Source organism: Paenibacillus sp. 11B (genome assembly GCF_030487755.1).
In the GTDB taxonomy this organism is placed as follows: domain Bacteria; phylum Bacillota; class Bacilli; order Paenibacillales; family Paenibacillaceae; genus Paenibacillus; species Paenibacillus vandeheii.
Genome location: NZ_JAUKNS010000004.1, coordinates 163928 through 181579, shown reverse-complemented (window position 1 = coordinate 181579; position 17652 = coordinate 163928). Strand labels below are relative to the sequence as shown.

Sequence of the window (17652 nt, the reverse complement as noted above, 5' to 3'; positions counted from 1 at the left end):
TATCGTTATAGTAAACAGTGTAATCCAATCAAACGAAGGAGGCAATACAGATGAACTTTGAAGTGATCCCGTTTCTGTCGATGAATGGAGACGCTGCGGCAGCCATTGCTTTTTATGAGAAATACCTGGGTGCTAACGTGTTGTTTAAGAAAAATTATAAAGAGATGAAGGAAATGAACCCGGGGTTTGAATATCCTGAAGGCCAGGATGAATATATTACACATTCGGTGCTTCAGATCGGGGTAAACAAATTGATGATTGCTGAGGAGGAAATGGATAGGGAGCGGCCGTGGCAGTTGGGAAACAGCACTTCACTATGTATTCAATCGAAAGACAAAAGTACAATGACTGAGCTGTATCATTCTCTTGTGCAACATGAAGAGGTTAGGGTGCTGGTGCCTTATGAACAAAACGAGTTTAGTCCAGGGTATGGAATTGTCCGTGACCCGTTCGGAATCGTCATTCAATTATGTGTGACGGTGCATGATTTTTAATTAAGGAAAAATGAATCCGTAATGAGCCTGCAGGATGTATATCCTTTGGGCTCATTTTGAATTCTTTAGAAGCTGTCGTTTTCTCTAAACTCTAAACTTCCTGCAAACGTGAGGCGTCCAGCTTGGCCAGACGTTTCATCACTTTCTTAAGCATCACGGAAGCTTTGACGCGGAGGGGAAGGTCCGGGGAGATTTCGATGCTGTACGCTCCGGCGAGAATCTGCTCTTTGAGCTCGGCAACCGATCCGCAAGGACGATCCAGCACATTGTATACACTGCCGTATTGCAGGCATTGGTGGGTATCACTTCCGGCAGTGACCGGTTTGCCGAGGGACTGGGCGAATGGATCAACCTGATTGCGGCACGTCTCGATGCCGTATTCATACATGTCCTTGGCGTTCAGATCAAAGGCGTCCAGACGTCCCAGCAAATCACGATCCAGCTGATACAGCGGAGTGGATTCGCGGAAAGGGTGTGCGCCAATCTTGAGCAGGGGCCAGGCTTCGGCCAAATCCAGCAGTTCGGCAAAAGGAATGAATGAACCTTTGGCCGTATATTGCTCCAGGCCGCTGCGGACGGCAAGGATATGTTCTTTTTGACCCATCAGCAAAATATGTCCTGTCTCCTGAATGTCCACTTCCATGCCGGGAAAAATGCGCAGCCCGTCTGCATCATAGTACTCTCCGTTATAAGGATAGAGACGATCCAGTGTCTCGTAGACATCGTAGAAGTTGCGGGTATTAAAATGCTCGGTTAGCGCGAGAGCTTCGAGCCCGCTGGCTTTGGCTTCGCTGACCATTTCGGTGAAGTAATCGACCGAGAAGTCAGAGTTTTTGGATAGTTTGCCGTGTGTATGAAGATCAATGCGCATAAAAGACACTCCTTTATTCCATGAATGGTTAATGATATAAATTTGAATTACAGAATTTCATTTTGGATTACAGTATTTCGTAATGCCCACCGAGCCAGAACAGCAGTGCAACATAGATGGCCGATCCGGCGAGAAATCCGAGGTCACGCGAGGTGATTTTCAGATGGGCCAGCTTTAGACGTTTGGACTCGGGATGCTTCATACCGTACGAGAAACCACGTGTCTCCAGTGCTTCTACGGTTGTACGGGAACGCTTGGCGGTAGCCAGCATTAGCGGGAAGAAGGACACAACGAACAGCTTCATATAATAAACAACAAGCCGCCAATAGAGCAATCCGTGCCGGGAGGGAACTTGACCCCGTAGTCTGTAGGACAGCATGATATTGCGGAATTCACCGAACAGCACCGGCAATATGCGATAGGCATAAGAGAGGCTGAAGGAGAAGGTTGCAGGCATGCCGAGCGCAAGTAATCCATCGCCGATGCGTTCCGGGTCCATGCCCGAAAAGACGGTGATACTCGCCAGTGAGACGATGGACAGCTTCAATGTCAACAGCAGCAGAGGGAATGCAGATTCCAGATTGCCACCGAAAAACAGCGAGATAATGAACATCCATCCGACTTGACCGATCAACCCCAGGCAGAGAATGATAATGATAAAGGGTGCGGCTCTGGACAATATGGTGGTAGTCACCATCAACAGGAACATGCCAAGCAGCACAGTCCCGTTATGAACAAACCAGGGAACGATGGCAAAAAAGAGATACCAGATCAGCATGGCACGGGGATCAATCCGCGACAGGCTGGCATGCCCGCTGCCATATACGGTATTCATCAGCTCAAGCTGAATGCGTTCAATGGAAATTTTGTCAAACCAGTTGCGGACAAGCTGCATGATGCACATCCTCCTTGGTGATTGATTGATTCAACAGGCTATCAACAAAAGCATCGGTTGTCGGTGAAAGTGTTGACAGTCCCATCCGGTGCGAAAGCTCCATGATCTGTGTAAGCGCAAGTCCGGAGCGGCGCAGAAGGGATTCATCTGCAAATACGTCCGCAGGTGTACCGTCTGCTTCCACCTGGCCATTGTGAAGCACGATAACACGAGTAGCCCATTGGGTAACCAGCTGCATGTCATGCGTGGCAATGATGGTTGTTCGTACATGCTGATCCAGCTCATCCAGCACACCGATCAGTTCTTCGCGGGTGGCGAGGTCCAGATTGGCGGTGGGTTCATCCAGCAGCATGAGTGAAGGCTTCATCGCTGCACCAATGGCAAGTGTGACCCGCCGTTGTTGTCCACCACTGAGAAGTCGTGCATCCCGCTCTTGCAGTGGAGTAAGCCGGAAACGCTCCAGTACGTGTGCAATCTGCTGCTCAGCTTCAGGGATGCGCCGGCTTTTCAAGAAATACGCGACCTCTTTGCGGACACTGTCTTCGATAAACATTTCGGAAGAGTTCTGAAAAATATAAGCTACCTTGCCCGCCAGCTGCTCCAAAGAGGAACGGTGGGTAACTTCACCCAGAACGCTGACGCTACCTTCCTGTGGTAGGCTAATACCAGCCATCAGCTTCAATAATGAGGATTTGCCGGCACCATTGTTGCCAATTAAGGCAATCCGTTCTCCTTCATGGAGTGAAATATTAACACCGCGAATGACCTCATGTTCTTTTTTGCCCAGTCCTCTGTAACGCAATCGGGTCTGATGAAACTGTACAATAGGAATCAATGGTTCAGCAGCCGAGGCGGGCGTTGGGCGCTCGGTATTTACAATCCGATTGGAAGTATCGCGTGCCAAGGTTGAATAAGATGAATGTTCATTTTGCAAAGAACCGAATGGAATGGACGAGTAGTGCTCGGCAAAATAAACCTTGGCTTCTTCCACAGTGACCGGGAAACGTTGGGCTGAACCTGAGAGGCCTGCCTCTTTTTTTGCTCCCTGCGATAACTCAGCAGCCTGAATAGCTGCACGCGTCACCTCAGGAGGCTGAATGCCAAGCCGCTCCAAATCGGCGATTCGATTCAAACCTTCCTTAACCGGAAGATTCCACAAGACACGACCCTTGTCCATCAGGACCACATCCGCACAGAAGTCGGCGATAAATTCAGTATGATGTTCAATGACGATTATCGTCTTGCCATATTCGGTATTCAATCTGGAAAGGCACTCATAGATGAGTCTTGCATGCTGCGGGTCAAGCTGTGAGACAGGTTCATCCACGATCAGGATATCCGGGTCGAGCGACAGGGCCCCAGCCAGAGCGAGCAGATGTTTCTGACCACCACTCAACTCCCAGATGTATCGATTATGAATGGCATCCAGACCACACATGGCAAGTGCACGTTCGCCGAGCTCCCGATAGTTGGGCAGTCCGTAATTGAGAGGTGCAAAGCAAGCCTCGTCCAGGACGGTAGGCCGCACGAGCTGATTGTCGAAGTCCTGATAGACGTAGCCGATCTTTCTGGACAGATCTGCAACACTTCTGCCCTCGGCAGGTACGCCAAGCACATGGACTTCACCGGAGAAGTCACCCGTATAGAATTGGGGGATAAGGCCGTTGAACAACTTGCACAGGGTTGATTTGCCGCACCCGTTGCCCCCGATAATAGCTGTGAAACTGCCTCGCTGTAGTTCTAGTGAAGCTCCGTTCAGGACAGGCTCTTCCGAGCCAGGATAGGTAAAAATGACATTTTGAATGGAAATGGCGGAATCCGGTGCAGTAATATGGTCAGATGTGGGTAGGACATTATGCTTATGCATAGGGTCTGTTCTCCGTACCTGGGCCACCCTTGTTCTTGTTGCGTCTTGACCGCATGATTAAAAGTGTTACTACGGCGACCAGGGTCGCAGCACCGATGCTGATCCAGATCGAAGCAGAACCGTACTGATCTTCGTAATCCGTCTCCCACACTGCGAAATTGATGTCCATCTCGGACAGAGATTCCGCGCCAAAGGCCACTGCGAGCAGCAGCACACCGATGAGGATCAATTTTGGACGAAAGAAGCCAATGCCTTCATATTTCATACCTGGATTACGAGGCTTGATGCCGAGCAGCGGTTCAATTTTGCCGTAGAGCAAAGGAACCAGATACAGCGTCGGCAGAAGAGCGAACAGGATACCTGAGAACAGTACGTCATTCAGAAAGCCAACCCCTTCGATCAGTACAACACTTTCCGCAAGTCCAGGAACTGCTTCCAGCTGCTCCACACCAATCCACACTTTACCGATATCCACCAGTGAACTGAGGAACTGATGAATAATGACTCCCGTCATGGCTGCGATTCCAACCTGTCTGCGATTGCGAGGATCACTGACCATACGTCCTGCCACATACATGGCAAAGGAAAAGGTAATGAATTTCTCCAGCTCGCCCAATCCGCCGAATTGACCCAGCATCAGCTCACCGAAGATCACTTCGCCAAGAGCTGCACCAAGAGCGGCAATCATAGGGTGAAACAAAATGCAGAGTGTCAGCGGAATGAAAGCAAAATATTCAACGGACAATTCAATGGGGCCCAGCTGAAGCTTGGGAATAAGCTCTGTGAACATGTTGGACAAACCGTACAATGACATGGAAAGCACAAATACCATCATTTTCTGTGAAGACGTCAGCGTATAACGCTCAGTCATCTTCTTCATCGTTACATACCTCCCTGAAAGTTGGTGATCATCATAGCCACAGTCTAGGGGCGGAGTATTAACGGAAAAGAAGACATTTGTAAATCGAATGTAATTTTTATTACACAATAATAAATTGATGAAAAAAATATTACATACATAAACGACTTCCTCTTCGTTCAACTGATATACTAAGTGCAGAGCGAGAAAAGGAGTGCATACGGAATGAATTTGTTTACTCATAAAGAACAGCTGTCACCAGGGCAGCTAAAAATTGCTGATTTTGTTGAACGCAATCCGGAGGAAATCCTATTCATGACGGAGCAGGAGATTGCGGACAGGCTGGGGGTTAGTATTGCAACAGTATCCCGTTTCTGGCGGGCAGTAGGATATGACAATGCCAAAGCATTCAAAATCCGGCTTCGTACATCCGAAGACACCACACCTGCCCTCAAATTAAATAAAACAATCTCCCGCATGGATACGGACAGCCTTCCCGTTCAGTTGCTGGAAGCCTCCGTCACCCATTTGCAGGAGACGTTGTCTCATATGAAGCAGGGAGATCTGGAGCAGGCAGCCGCCATCCTTGCAGAAGCACGAAGAGTATATATCTATGCCCCAGGGCCATCCGCAGGTTTGGCGGAGTTATTGTCCTTTCGGCTGTCCAGATTCGGATTGACGGTCATCCATCTGGCTGGTGGGGGTCATGAATTATTGGAATCACTAATGCATATGCAGCAGGAGGACGTGGTACTGTTGATGTGCTTCACAAGGCTGCTTCCCGAAGCAGAGGTCATTCTGGATTATGCCAAAGATACAGGCAGCAAAGCCGTACTTGTGACAGATCGCGAAGACCTGTTATATGGATTGACGACGGCGTTATCTTTTTATGTCAGCAGAGGGGAACTTGGCGAATTTCATTCCATGGTTACTCCACTTCTCTTAATGGAGCAATTGGTGTTGGCAGTGGGATTGATGCAGAAGGAGCATGCACTGTCCAAGCTGGAACGCTTAGCTGATCTCCGTAGTCGGTACGCGGATAAATTGCCGAGAGGCTAATGGATGAACAGGTAACGTAATGCACAGAGATGCATACAGATCACAACATAAATATGGAATGTTATACCCCTATTAGGGGCGGTTATACCGCCTCTTTTTGTGTTAGAATCTGCTGATGAAAAATAATGTTTAGACGGGTGGGTTATGGGGTATAAAAAGGCAAGCCGTAACCTAATTGTTGAAAATTGATTTGGGAGTGATCCAATTGACTGCAATTGGAGTATACAATAATAGAGTCGTCTCTATTCAGTTGGATACATAATTGCAAAACAGCAGGAACTGCCAGAAGGAGAACGGTTTAATCACGGGAAGAAGTCAGGGAGTGGGGATCGCTTTGCCTATAGTAGATGTGGAAAAGAAAGATGTTGTCACCGATGCGCTGGTCATCAAGGCCATGGAGAAAAGCCTGGCCATGATTCGATTCGATCTGGATCGACGGGTTACTTATGTTAATGAAGTGTTTGCCCAGACGATGGGCTATACGGTAGCTGAGATGTATGGCATGCAGCATCAGCAGTTTTGCTTCAATGAATTTGTGAACAGCCCCGAGTATGAGGCATTCTGGAGTAGTATGCTTAACGGTACCAGCTTTCAGGACAAGATTGAACGCAAGGATGCAAAGGGCAATTCCGTATGGCTTGAGGCAACGTATATGCCTGTCTATGATGAATTGAATCAGAACATAGTGGGTGTGTGCAAAATAGCTACAAACATTACTACCCGTCAGAACAATATTTCAGCTGTCGTTAATGAATTGAAGACGATGTCACATGATCTGAACGAGCATGCTGATATCGGCATTGAGCGAAGCCGTGAGCTGATGTCCAGTATCACGTATATATCTGAAGTTTCCACCCAGAACCGAGCAACACTGACTCATTTGCAGGAACAGGCACGTTCGATCCAGGGAGTTGTTAAAACAATTCGCGAAATTGCGTCGCAGACCCAGCTTCTGGCCCTGAATGCTGCGATTGAAGCTGCACACGCTGGCGAGTATGGACGCGGGTTTGATATTGTAGCGAAGGAAGTACGGAAGCTTTCGGCCATGGTCGAGAATTCCATTAATGAGATTCGGGATAGTGTGAATGGGATAACGAAAGAGATTACGAACATCTCTGGCGGAACACAGCAGGTTGAAGGGTACGTGGAGCGAAGCCAGCAGCAAATCGAGGTGGCGTTGAATGATTTTACAACCATTGCGGCATCTGCACATCTACTGGACACAAAGGCCCAACACGTAACCAAAATCGTATAGATAAGGTAAACTCCATTAACCCTATAGGGAAGCAGTGCTGATCGAGGCATCTGCTTTTTTTGTTGTTCAAAAAATCGGGAATTATTGTGAGCAGTCAAGGTAACAATACTCAATGATACCAAGAAAGTCTAAATAATGGGGTGAGACAGATGTGGGCGAAAATATTCTCTTATGTGCCGGAGTGGTCTACTTGGGGACAGGCCTTTTTATTATTTTTGATGCCAATCTTGTTCTTGAAAGGATTCCAGTGGGTGCGTTCATCCTTAAAGAAAGGGACCTTTTCGAATAAAGATCAACAAAATCGGGATGCTGACTCCAATCCTTCTACGGGCGAAGAGACAGGAAGTTACGCAAATATAAGGCTTACCGGGAAGTATGCTACGGATCTGATTAGTGTAAAAGAAACGTTTGGTCAAAATGCAGACGTACATATACGGGAGTTTACGATAAGGGGAACCAATACGCCCGCGACTGTCATGTACGTGGATGGTTTGGTAGATCATGATCTGATCGATACGCACCTCATCACACCCCTTATGACTGAGGGGGTACCCGAAACAGAGCGGGAAACATTTCAACACCCCGAAAATGCAAATGAACTCAAAGCTTATATAAGCAGTCAGCTGCTGCCTGTTAGTGAAGTTCAGGAAGCGGAGACGTTGCAACAAGCGGCACGGGCAGTTCTTATCGGCAAAAATGTATTGTTGATTGACGGGATGCCAGGAGCTCTTCTTGTCGGATCAGCAAAAGGGAAAACCCGGAGCCTGGAAGAGCCGCTATCTGAAGCGCTGCTTCGCGGGCCAAGAATCGGCTTCACCGAACGGCTGAGTGATAATACCGGCATACTACGGCTATTCGGAGGTAACGAGGCTTTGTTTATGACCAAGCATCAGGTTGGTACCCGGATCAAAAGGGATCTCGTCATTGCGTATATCCAAGATATTGCAAGTTCCGATCTTGTCACTGAGGTGGAGAAAAGAATCCAACGCCTGGACATGGATATGATGCTGGAATCAGGTTATGTGGAACAGTTGATTGAAGACGATGAACTGAGCCCCTTTCAACAGGTTCAGAATACAGAGAGACCCGACCGTGTAATCAGCGGGTTGTTGGAAGGACGCGTAGCCATCTTACTGGATGGAACACCCTTTGCATTAATTGTGCCGTCGACCTTCAGCATGCTGCTTCAATCCCCCGAAGACTATTACGAGCGCTGGATTCCGGGAACGTTTCTGCGTATGCTTCGTTTCCTGGCGGCCATGCTTGCCCTGCTCGCGCCTGCATTGTATATCTCCTTTATCTCTTATCATCCGGGTCTGATTCCAACGAAGCTTGCTCTAACCATTATTCAAACCAGACAGGGCGTGCCTTTTCCCTCTATTATTGAGGCGCTGATTATGGAAGTCTCCATTGAAATTTTGCGGGAAGCGGGAATTCGACTTCCGAAGCCGATCGGACCTGCGATGGGCATCGTTGGCGGTTTGATTATTGGAGAGGCCGCGGTGAAGGCCGGTATGGTCAGTCCATTTCTGGTGATAGTTGTGGCCGTTACTGCGATTTCTTCGTTCTCGATCCCTTCATATAGTGCGGGGATTACACTGCGTATATTACGTTTTTTTGGAATGTTCAGTGCGGCGGCCTTCGGATTGTTTGGGGTAGTCATGTTTTTCTTGCTGCTCTGCAGTCATCTGGTTCGGTTGAAAAGCTTTGGAGTTCCTTACGTCACCCCGGCGGTGCCGTTCAGCCTGTCGGATTGGAAGGATTTCGTTATTCGGGTACCCTTACGAATGATGAGGCAGCGCCCAAGCATGATGCAACCAAAAGACCCTGATCGCAAAAAGTAGGCATATCCGATATTCAGGAGGTGGATCATGAATCCTAAACAGGATCAGCTGACGACAGTTCAAGCCGCAGTCTTTATCATCAATCACATGCTCGGTGCAGGAATACTTACACTTCCCCGAACTACGGTAACGGTGGTCAAAACGCCTGATGTGTGGATTTCAATTATATTGTCCGGTCTGTTGGTTATGCTGCTGGGTATAATCCTGGTGACCCTGTGCCGAAGATTCCCAGGGAAGACCGTTTTTCAATTCACTGAGGAAATCACAGGGAAGTGGATTGCTTATATTTTGGGAGCTGCGATCATCCTGTATTTCCTTGCCATCTCTGCCTTTGAAATCAGGGTGATGGCTGAAGTCACCCGATTATATTTATTGGAGGGAACCCCGGTGTGGGCCATTGTCATGGTGTTTATGTGGGTCGGCTTTTATTTGATCTCAGGAGGGATCAACTCCATGGCGCGTTTGTATGAGATCATTTTACCCATTGCGCTTATTCTTTTTGTACTGGCCATTTTTCTGAGCAGCAGTCTGTTTGAGATCAATAATTTGAGACCTGTGCTGGGAGAGGGGATTATGCCGGTGTTTAAAGGGCTGAAATCTTCGATGCTTGCCTATACGGGTTATGAAGTCATGTTTGTGGTGATGGCATTTATGAAAAATCCGGAGAAGGGCAAGAAAGCCATGTTATGGGGAATCCTTATCTCTATGGTGATCTACCTCATCACATTGGTTATGGTTGTTGGCAGTTTATCTATTGAAGGCATGAGAACAAGAACGTGGCCAACACTTGATTTGATGCGCAGCTTTGAGATTGAGGGATTGTTCTTTGAACGGTTCGAATCCCTGCTGCTGGTTATTTGGATTATGCAAATTTTCTCTACGTTTACCATCACGCATTATGCCGCTTCTCTTGGATGTTCGCAATTGTTCAAGAAAAAAATGCTGCCTTTTCTGATCATTCTGCTCCCGATCAGTTACATCACTGCTATGCTTCCGCAGAACGTGGACGAAACGTTCAAACTCGGCAACTTTTTGGGGGATGCATCCATTTATTTGTTTGGTATTTTGCCACTATTGCTTCTGTTGTTGAGCATGTTACGAAAGAAAGGAGGCAAATACAATTGAACAGGATCAGAAAGACATTAACCATTTTGTCAACGGCGCTGCTGGTTTTTGCCTCAGGGTGCTGGAGCAGCAAAGAGATCGAAGATTTAAGTGTTTATGTGGGTCTGGGACTGGACGTCGCTGAGGAATCGAAATTTGAACAGGACATTAATAAACAAGGAGGTCATTATCCCAAAAACAATGTATTTACATCTACCGTACAGATTGTCCCACGAGTTGGGGGGAAACAGGAAAATCAAAGCAGTTCCAGTGGTTCTTCCGGCGGACAAACCTTTTTGAATGAACAGCTTACCGGAGATTCCCTTTTTCAGATCTTTCGTCAGTTTGCTCTAAGAAGAGACCGTCCACTCATTGGTCATCATTTAAAGGTTATTGTCGTTTCCCAAGAGTTGTCGAATAAATATAGTCTGGAGCAGCTGCTTGATTTTATTTTGCGGGACAATGATATCCGACCCAGTTCCCTTATTCTGGTGAGCAAAGGACGCGCTTTGGATGCTCTTAGCTCCAAGGAGCCGGGAGAAATCCCAGCCTTTTATCTGAGAGGGTTGGTGAATAATGCATATCGTAACAATAAAATTCTTCCTCCTGTATCCCTCGCGAAACTTGATGGCAAAATGCAGTCAGGATCAAGCTTTTTGCTGCAAAATGTCCTTACTGCTGATGGGGAGCATAAATTCTCAGGAGCAGGCGTCTATAAAGGGAAAACGAAAAAGTGGATCGGCAGCTTAAATCAGGTGGACCTTCAAGGATTGTCCTGGATCACTGGGGAGGCTAAGGGAGGGGCCTTAAAATCGTATGCACCGAAAAAGGGACATACGATAGTCTATGAAATCAAGTCTACTAAGAGCAAAATTGTGCCAAAAGTCCACGGAGATGACATTTCTTTTCATGTAAAGGTTGAATCAGAAGGTCAGCTCATGGAAGATTGGAGTTCTCCGGAAATTCCTGCGACGGAAGAGTACATTAATGAATTGGAGGTTCAGTTCGCTGGTGCAGCCAAAGAACAGATGCAGCAGGTTATGAACAAAATGCAGCACACCTATCGGGTGGAAGTGGCCGGATTTGGAGAGCAGTTGCGGATCAAATATCCGAAGGTATGGAAAAAGGTCAAAAAAAATTGGGATGAAACCTTTAGTCAGATTCCCGTGACCTATGATGTGAAAATGAAAATCACAGATTATGGATCATCGATAGATTAAAGATGGGGTTGGAGATTTCCTTTATCCACAAATGGATGATGATATTTAATAGTTGACACAACCATGATAGATCGCTATATTTATAAAAAATCATTTTCTTATCCAGAGAGGTGGAGGGACTGGCCCTTAGAAGCCTCAGCAACAGATCTGAACGATACTGTGCTAATTCCAGCGGGTGAACAGCCTGATAGATAGGACGTTTGTTTTTATTTGTCAGTAACGGCGCACTCTTCAGGAAGAGTGTGTCTTTTTGTTGTTCTGGATGAAGAAGCAGGGGAGCAGGCATGGATAACAACAAAGATACTGGGCATTTTCAGCGTAAAATGCAGGCACGACATGTAATTATGCTCTCACTTGGTGGAGTCATTGGTACAGGTTTATTTCTTAGCTCTGGATATACCATCCAGCAGACCGATCGGCACGATTCTATCTTACCTGATTGGAGCGATTGTCGTTTATCTGGTCATGCTCTGTCTTGGTGAGCTGTCCGTTCATATGCCGGAGACAGGGGCGTTTCATAGCTATGCGGCAAAATACATCGGACCAGCAACAGGATACACCGTGGCCTGGTTGTATTGGTTAACCTGGACGGTTGCCCTCGGTTCCGAATTTACAGCAGCCGGACTGCTGATGCAGCGCTGGTTTCCTTCCGTGAATGTATGGATCTGGAGTGCGCTCTTTGCGCTCATGATCTTCCTGTTCAACGCGCTGACGGTCAAATTTTTTGCGGAATCGGAGTTCTGGTTCTCATCGGTTAAAGTCCTTACGATTGTGGTCTTTATTATTCTAGGAGGCGCAGCCATGTTCGGTATTATCCCAATGGCTGATTCGGAACCTGCACCATTTCTAACTAATATTACTGCATCTGGTTGGTTCCCGAACGGGGCTACTGCGATACTAATGACGATGCTTGCCGTAAACTTTGCGTTCTCGGGCACGGAATTGATCGGGATTGCAGCCGGGGAGACCGAGAATCCGGAGAAGACCATTCCAAAAGCAATCAATACCACGTTGTGGCGTTTAATACTCTTTTTTATTGGAACGATCGTTATTCTCTCTGCGTTATTGCCGATGTCGGATGCCAGTGTCCTTGAAAGTCCATTCGTGGCCGTGATGGAGCGAGTTGGAGTACCCTATGCAGCAGATATTATGAACTTTGTCATTCTGACGGCAATTCTCTCTGCTGCCAACTCGGGTCTGTATGCCTCTTCGCGGATGTTGTGGTCACTCGCGGATAAAAAGACGATCTCTCCGTGGTTTGCCCGGTTGACCAAGCGTGGTGTACCGCTGAATGCACTTCTGATTAGCATGGTTGGGGGCGGTCTGGCCTTGCTGTCCAGCATTATTGCCCCGGGTACTGTGTATATTACGCTGGTGTCCATCTCAGGCCTCGCGGTTGTCGCCGTGTGGATGAGCATCAGCGCTTCACAGTATATGTTCCGCAGGCAATATATTCGAGAGGGTAACTCGGTAAAGGACCTGGTTTACCGAACGCCGTTTTATCCGGTGGTACCGATTATTTCGTTTGTATTGTGCCTGGCTTCATGCATAGGTATCGCCTTTGACCCGACACAGCGTATTGCGCTGTATTGCGGGGTTCCATTTATCGCACTATGTTATGCAGCGTATTATCTGACAGAACGTGCGAACAAGAAAAGAGGACAAGTACATGACGCAACCAACGCAAACTAATCCCATAGAACAAATATTGTGCCAATATCCGGTGATGATTTTGGATGGTGCACTGGCAACCGAATTGGAACAGCATGGCTGTGATCTGGATGACCCGTTATGGTCAGCACGTGTACTGCTGGAGAATCCGGACGTGATTTCCCAGGTGCATGCTGATTACTTCCGTGCGGGAGCGGACTGTGCTATTACATCCAGTTATCAGGCGACTGTGGACGGCTTTAGCAAGAGAGGCATCGGAGAGCAGGAGTCGCTGGAACTGATAAGCAAGACAGTGAAACTCGCTGCGCGAGCCCGAGATGAAGTCTGGGCTGAAGTGCAAGATAGGGGGAAGTTAGAGAATTTAGAAGCTAACGAGTCAACCGATAAGAAACATACGGCAGTGGTAACGGAGAAAAGGGTATTGGCTCGTCCGCGTCCGATTGTTGCTGCATCGGTTGGACCCTATGGGGCTTATCTGGCAGATGGTTCGGAGTATGTCGGTCACTACGGTGTCTCGGACGAAACATTGAGCGCGTTTCATCGTCCACGGATTGCAGCACTGCTGGAGGCAGGTGCGGATATTCTGGCTTTTGAGACGATCCCATCCTTGCAGGAGGCGCAGGTATTGGTTGCTTTATTAAAGGAGTTTCCCAACGCCTATGCATGGATGTCTTTCTCTTTGAAAGACGGGAAAGCAATCAGTGAGGGTACACCCTTGGAAGAGTGTGCTCGCTTACTTGGTGCTGAGCCTCAGATTGCCGCGATTGGCTTGAATTGTGCGCCGATGGAATTCGTGACAGAAGCGGTCGGTATTTTGAGTCAGGCCAGCGATAAACCGGTTATTGTCTACCCTAACTCGGGTGAAATCTATGATGCAGTAACGAAGACGTGGAGCGGCCAGGGTACTTGTGGCAGCATGAGCGATGCATCGGAGCAGTGGGTTGCGGCGGGGGCCAAGATTATTGGCGGCTGCTGCCGGACTACACCCTATCAGATTGGTGAACTGGCGAAGAAGTGGCGGAGCCAAAGCTGAGAACATGAGAGGTTAAGTTGCAGTTATGAACGTGCAGTTCTACACTTTCTAAATGCAAAGAGCCCTTTCATATCCTTTAACGGATTTGAAAAGGCTCTTATTTGTGTTGTTTGTTAAAGGAATACAAACTATAAACTGTTTGAGCTGGCTTCCATCCCCAAGGTTATTCAAATCGAGACGAATGGTACCCGCATCGGATTTAACCGAGGATTTCCCATCCACTTCTAATTCCGCAAGATCAATGGATCCTGCGCATGTTATGCCTCCTTCATTCTTCATACGTTTTGTATTATTCAACGACCAGAATGCGTGGGGAAGCATCACGAATCACTCTGGATGATACCCAGGAGCCCAGAGCTGCTGCAAGAATGCTCATGCATGCAAATAATAGTATGCCTCCCCAGTTCAGGATGAGGGGAATCTGTACGATTCCGTATCCGGAGAGGACCTTTTCAAGCAGAATTGGCAGCATATATACACCTACGACGATTCCAAGGATTGCCCCAATTGAAGAAAGAGCTGCAACCCCCAGCGCAACGGACAACCGAATTCTTCGGGATGTCATGCCTATGGACTTGTAAATTCCGTAGGTTTTACTTTCTTTGCGAATGCTGATCCGGCAGGTACTGAAAATGATAATGAACGTAACCAGAATAAACAACAGACCGATGAGAGCCATAGGGTAAATGAGAATGCTCGCAGCTTCTGCGTAAACAGAATCAAGCAATGTCTTCTGTGTGACAATTGAAGCGGAATCCTTGAACTGTTCGTTTAACTGTTGGGCAATGACATCTGCCTGTGCCGGATCATTGACATTGATAAAGGCTACGTCGACATCCCCATAGTCTGGATTCACACTTCGCACGGCATCTGCGGTAATGCGCCCGGATACGGACATGTTGGAGATGGCCTGATAGATCCCCGTAATCATGAATGTACGTTTTTCACCCTCAATGTAGAGGTCAATCAGGTCGCCCAAGTCCTTGTTCAACATGCTTGCCACACTTACACCAATCGAAATTTCATTTTCTCGCTCAGGGTTGGTACCTCTCAACGTTTCGAATCCTAGCTCCTGATAGCTCCCATCAAGAACACTCAGATAGAGGCTGGTGGATTGGCCAGCCATGCCCGCTGACGATTCGGGACTGACAATTCCCGTGATGTTGCCTTGCCAGCCCATATTTTTAATACGGGAATCCTCTTCAAGGACTTGCTTTAGCTCATTCTTGGGAAAGGTGGCTTTGTTCACAACGACGGCTGCAATGTTTGCATTGTCATAACCCCATTTTGCAGCTGTCTGATCAATTCCGGTAATGCTGGTCAGTACAACATATCCCAGGACAAGCACAGAGGCAGCCATGGTGGTTAACAACAGCATCAGTATGGAGCTTTTGGTATTCTTGATCAGATTGCGTATGCCAATAACGGCGGCAACAGGCAGTCGGGCAAATCCAACCCGGCCCGCGAGCGGGGAATTCATTCGGCGTGCCAATCGGGTGTTGTCCGTTTCCGACATACCATAGCGAATGGCCTGCACGGGTTCAATCCGGCGTGCCTTTTTGGCATACAACACAACGAATAAGATGACCAGAGCAAATAGCAGTATGCCGATCAACATGGCGGCTCCGATGCCTTCCATCGGTATATCATCATTGCCAGCTCGAAGAGAAGAAACAGAAATATGGATAATGAACTTGGATACAAAAACGCTTAGCGCAACGCCTGGAAGAACGGCGATCAGGGAAAGCAGCGTATATTGAATGACGTATGTACCAATTGTTCTTCCAGAGGTCAGTCCCAGTGATTTGAGGATACCTATCGTTTTGTAATTGGCTAAGATGGCATCAGAAATGGTAAATCCAATAGTGATGAGGGCAATAACCATCATGACGGCCCCCAGGAAAATCATAATGAATCCAATAATCTGATTGATGATCAGATAGAAGGAAGAGATGCTCTCAAACTCCATCTTGGTTTCCAGAAATGGTGCACCCGTATCGCTGGCATAACGCTCCCAATAGCTGGAATTCGTTTGATAATCATCAAAATGTATGCCCATCATATGATTATCTTTTCCTGCGAGTGCCTGAAAATCACTCTGGTAGTCTGTACTGTTCATCCAGATCCTTGCCGTATTAGTGAAAGGTGCCCCATAAGGCACATCGACTACAATCCCGGAAACGCGAAGATCAAGGGTGGTCGACCCGGTCTTGAAATTAACGGTATCTCCTACAGCCATATCATAGCCATTCGCCATGGAAGTGGGAATCCATATCGTCCCCTGTGCTGGAGCAGAGCTCTGTGTACCGCTTGAGAAGACCAATTCATCCACAGCCCATGGTGGTGAAGGGGGATTCATCATGTATAGATACAGGTTGGGAATATCTGTGCCTTTGAAAGTGATGCCAGACAGCGTACGGTAAGTCAGCAGAGGTGACACCTCAACTCCGTCCTGGGCAGCCCACCAGTCATGCACGGCTGTAGGGTCATTCAGCCCTTTATCGAACGTCAGTATTTGATGAGACCCATTGGTTCGGTTGTGCATTTCGTTAAATAGGTTACCTGTATTGGCCAGAATGATGACCGCAGTGGATACCAGTAGGGTCGACAGCAAAATGAGCAGGGTGATGAACCCGTTTTGTATTTTGTTTTTGTTCAGGTAGGAGAGGCTCAGTTTCAACATGGCAGCCATAAATTACTCCTTTCCCGATACAAACGCGAAGACCATTGATTCCCGATCCTGGATCTGGTGTTCGTCATATTTGTCAAACTCGAGGATACCACCAACCTTGCCATCCCGGATAAAGATCAGACGATCAGCCCGGCACGCTGCCTGGATATCATGCGTAACCATGACGACCGACTGTCCCTTCCGGTTGATATCGGTCAGGATATCCAGTACCGCTTTCCCGTGGTCATAGTTGAGGCTCCCGGTAGGCTCATCCGCAAAAATAATGTCCGGTGAATTAATCAGTGCGCGTGCGATTGCTGCCCGTTGCTGCTGTCCTCCCGATGTTTGGGAGGGAAGGCGGCTGTTCTGTCCATCAATATCCATTGCCTTCATGAGATGGGAAGTACGCGCCTTGATCTCATTTCTTTTACTACCGGCAATATATCCAGGTAAAGCAATGTTGTCCTGAATGGAAAGGTCCGGTACCAGATTAATGCTCTGATAGATGTAACCAATTCTACGAGTACGGAATTCGGACATTTCCCTTTCACTGTAGGCATCAATGCGCTGATCCCGGAAGTAAACCTCCCCGGCTGTCACTTGGTCCAGTCCGCTCAGCAGATATAACAGCGTGGATTTGCCTGAACCGGAATTGCCCATGATGACCGTGAAGTCCCCTTCGTAAATATCAAGATCGACATTTCGTATGGCGTGGTATTGTTCACTTCCAGTATTGTATGTTTTGCACAAGTTTTGAGCCCGGATAATGTTTGTTTTGGTCAAGCGGATCACTCCCCACTGCAGTATAC

Annotated in this window: 13 protein-coding genes, 1 pseudogene and 1 riboswitch; of the genes and pseudogenes, 8 read left to right on the top strand and 6 right to left on the bottom strand. The window is 47.7% G+C overall.

The annotated features are described in order from the left end of the window. Nucleotides 1-50: 50 nt before the first annotated feature. Nucleotides 51-494 carry a VOC family protein gene (locus Q0V21_RS17685; protein WP_301879920.1) on the top strand — a complete coding sequence of 148 codons (444 nt, stop codon included), beginning with the start codon at nt 51-53 and terminating at the stop codon, nt 492-494. Between the two features lie 91 nt (nt 495-585). Here Q0V21_RS17685 and Q0V21_RS17680 read toward each other — a convergent pair whose 3' ends face one another. From Q0V21_RS17680 to Q0V21_RS17665, 4 genes are all read right to left on the bottom strand, one after another. Continuing rightward, complete coding sequence (locus Q0V21_RS17680; RefSeq protein ID WP_079350189.1) at nt 586-1365, bottom strand: PHP domain-containing protein; 780 nt, start codon at nt 1363-1365, stop codon at nt 586-588. Nucleotides 1366-1432: 67 nt separating this feature from the next. Then, the gene (locus Q0V21_RS17675) at nt 1433-2260 is read right to left on the bottom strand and encodes an energy-coupling factor transporter transmembrane component T family protein (RefSeq protein ID WP_301879919.1); all 828 of its coding nucleotides are present in this window, start codon (nt 2258-2260) and stop codon (nt 1433-1435) included. Further along, on the bottom strand, nt 2235-4127 hold the full coding sequence (locus Q0V21_RS17670; RefSeq protein WP_301879918.1) for an ABC transporter ATP-binding protein: 1893 nt from the start codon (nt 4125-4127) through the stop codon (nt 2235-2237). Before Q0V21_RS17670 ends, Q0V21_RS17675 begins: the two co-directional genes overlap by 26 nt. Continuing rightward, nucleotides 4120-5007 (bottom strand): DUF8171 family membrane protein, encoded by an 888-nt coding sequence (locus Q0V21_RS17665; RefSeq protein WP_079350186.1) that lies wholly within the window; start codon nt 5005-5007, stop codon nt 4120-4122. The genes Q0V21_RS17670 and Q0V21_RS17665 overlap by 8 nt, the downstream gene beginning before the upstream one ends. Before the next feature lie 204 nt (nt 5008-5211). On the opposite strand from Q0V21_RS17665, the gene Q0V21_RS17660 reads away from it, so the two are divergent. The 7 genes and pseudogenes from Q0V21_RS17660 to mmuM all read left to right on the top strand — a co-directional run bounded on the left by Q0V21_RS17660 (nt 5212) and on the right by mmuM (nt 14172). Further along, nucleotides 5212-6045: a MurR/RpiR family transcriptional regulator gene (locus tag Q0V21_RS17660; protein WP_079350185.1), complete on the top strand. Its 834-nt coding sequence runs from the start codon at nt 5212-5214 to the stop codon at nt 6043-6045. Between the two features lie 334 nt (nt 6046-6379). After that, nucleotides 6380-7300 carry a methyl-accepting chemotaxis protein gene (locus tag Q0V21_RS17655; RefSeq protein ID WP_301879917.1) on the top strand — a complete coding sequence of 307 codons (921 nt, stop codon included), beginning with the start codon at nt 6380-6382 and terminating at the stop codon, nt 7298-7300. Nucleotides 7301-7449: 149 nt separating this feature from the next. Next, the gene (locus tag Q0V21_RS17650; RefSeq protein WP_301879916.1) at nt 7450-9144 is read left to right on the top strand and encodes a spore germination protein; all 1695 of its coding nucleotides are present in this window, start codon (nt 7450-7452) and stop codon (nt 9142-9144) included. Nucleotides 9145-9171: 27 nt separating this feature from the next. Beyond that, entirely contained in the window at nt 9172-10269 is a 1098-nt protein-coding gene (locus Q0V21_RS17645) for a spore germination protein (protein WP_301879914.1), read from the top strand. After that, nucleotides 10266-11468: a Ger(x)C family spore germination protein gene (locus Q0V21_RS17640; RefSeq protein ID WP_301879913.1), complete on the top strand. Its 1203-nt coding sequence runs from the start codon at nt 10266-10268 to the stop codon at nt 11466-11468. The genes Q0V21_RS17645 and Q0V21_RS17640 overlap by 4 nt, the downstream gene beginning before the upstream one ends. 95 nt (nt 11469-11563) lie before the next feature. Further along, nucleotides 11564-11666: riboswitch (SAM riboswitch) on the top strand. Between the two features lie 86 nt (nt 11667-11752). Further along, a pseudogene (mmuP, locus tag Q0V21_RS17635) lies at nt 11753-13160 on the top strand (S-methylmethionine permease). Next, the gene (mmuM, locus tag Q0V21_RS17630; RefSeq protein WP_301879912.1) at nt 13138-14172 is read left to right on the top strand and encodes a homocysteine S-methyltransferase; all 1035 of its coding nucleotides are present in this window, start codon (nt 13138-13140) and stop codon (nt 14170-14172) included. The pseudogene mmuP and the gene mmuM overlap by 23 nt, the downstream one beginning before the upstream one ends. A gap of 289 nt (nt 14173-14461) precedes the next feature. On the opposite strand, the gene Q0V21_RS17625 is transcribed toward mmuM, so the two are convergent. Further along, entirely contained in the window at nt 14462-16864 is a 2403-nt protein-coding gene (locus Q0V21_RS17625) for an ABC transporter permease (RefSeq protein ID WP_301879911.1), read from the bottom strand. A 3-nt stretch (nt 16865-16867) separates the two neighbouring features. Then, on the bottom strand, nt 16868-17626 hold the full coding sequence (locus tag Q0V21_RS17620; RefSeq protein ID WP_301879909.1) for an ABC transporter ATP-binding protein: 759 nt from the start codon (nt 17624-17626) through the stop codon (nt 16868-16870). Nucleotides 17627-17652: the final 26 nt, after the last annotated feature.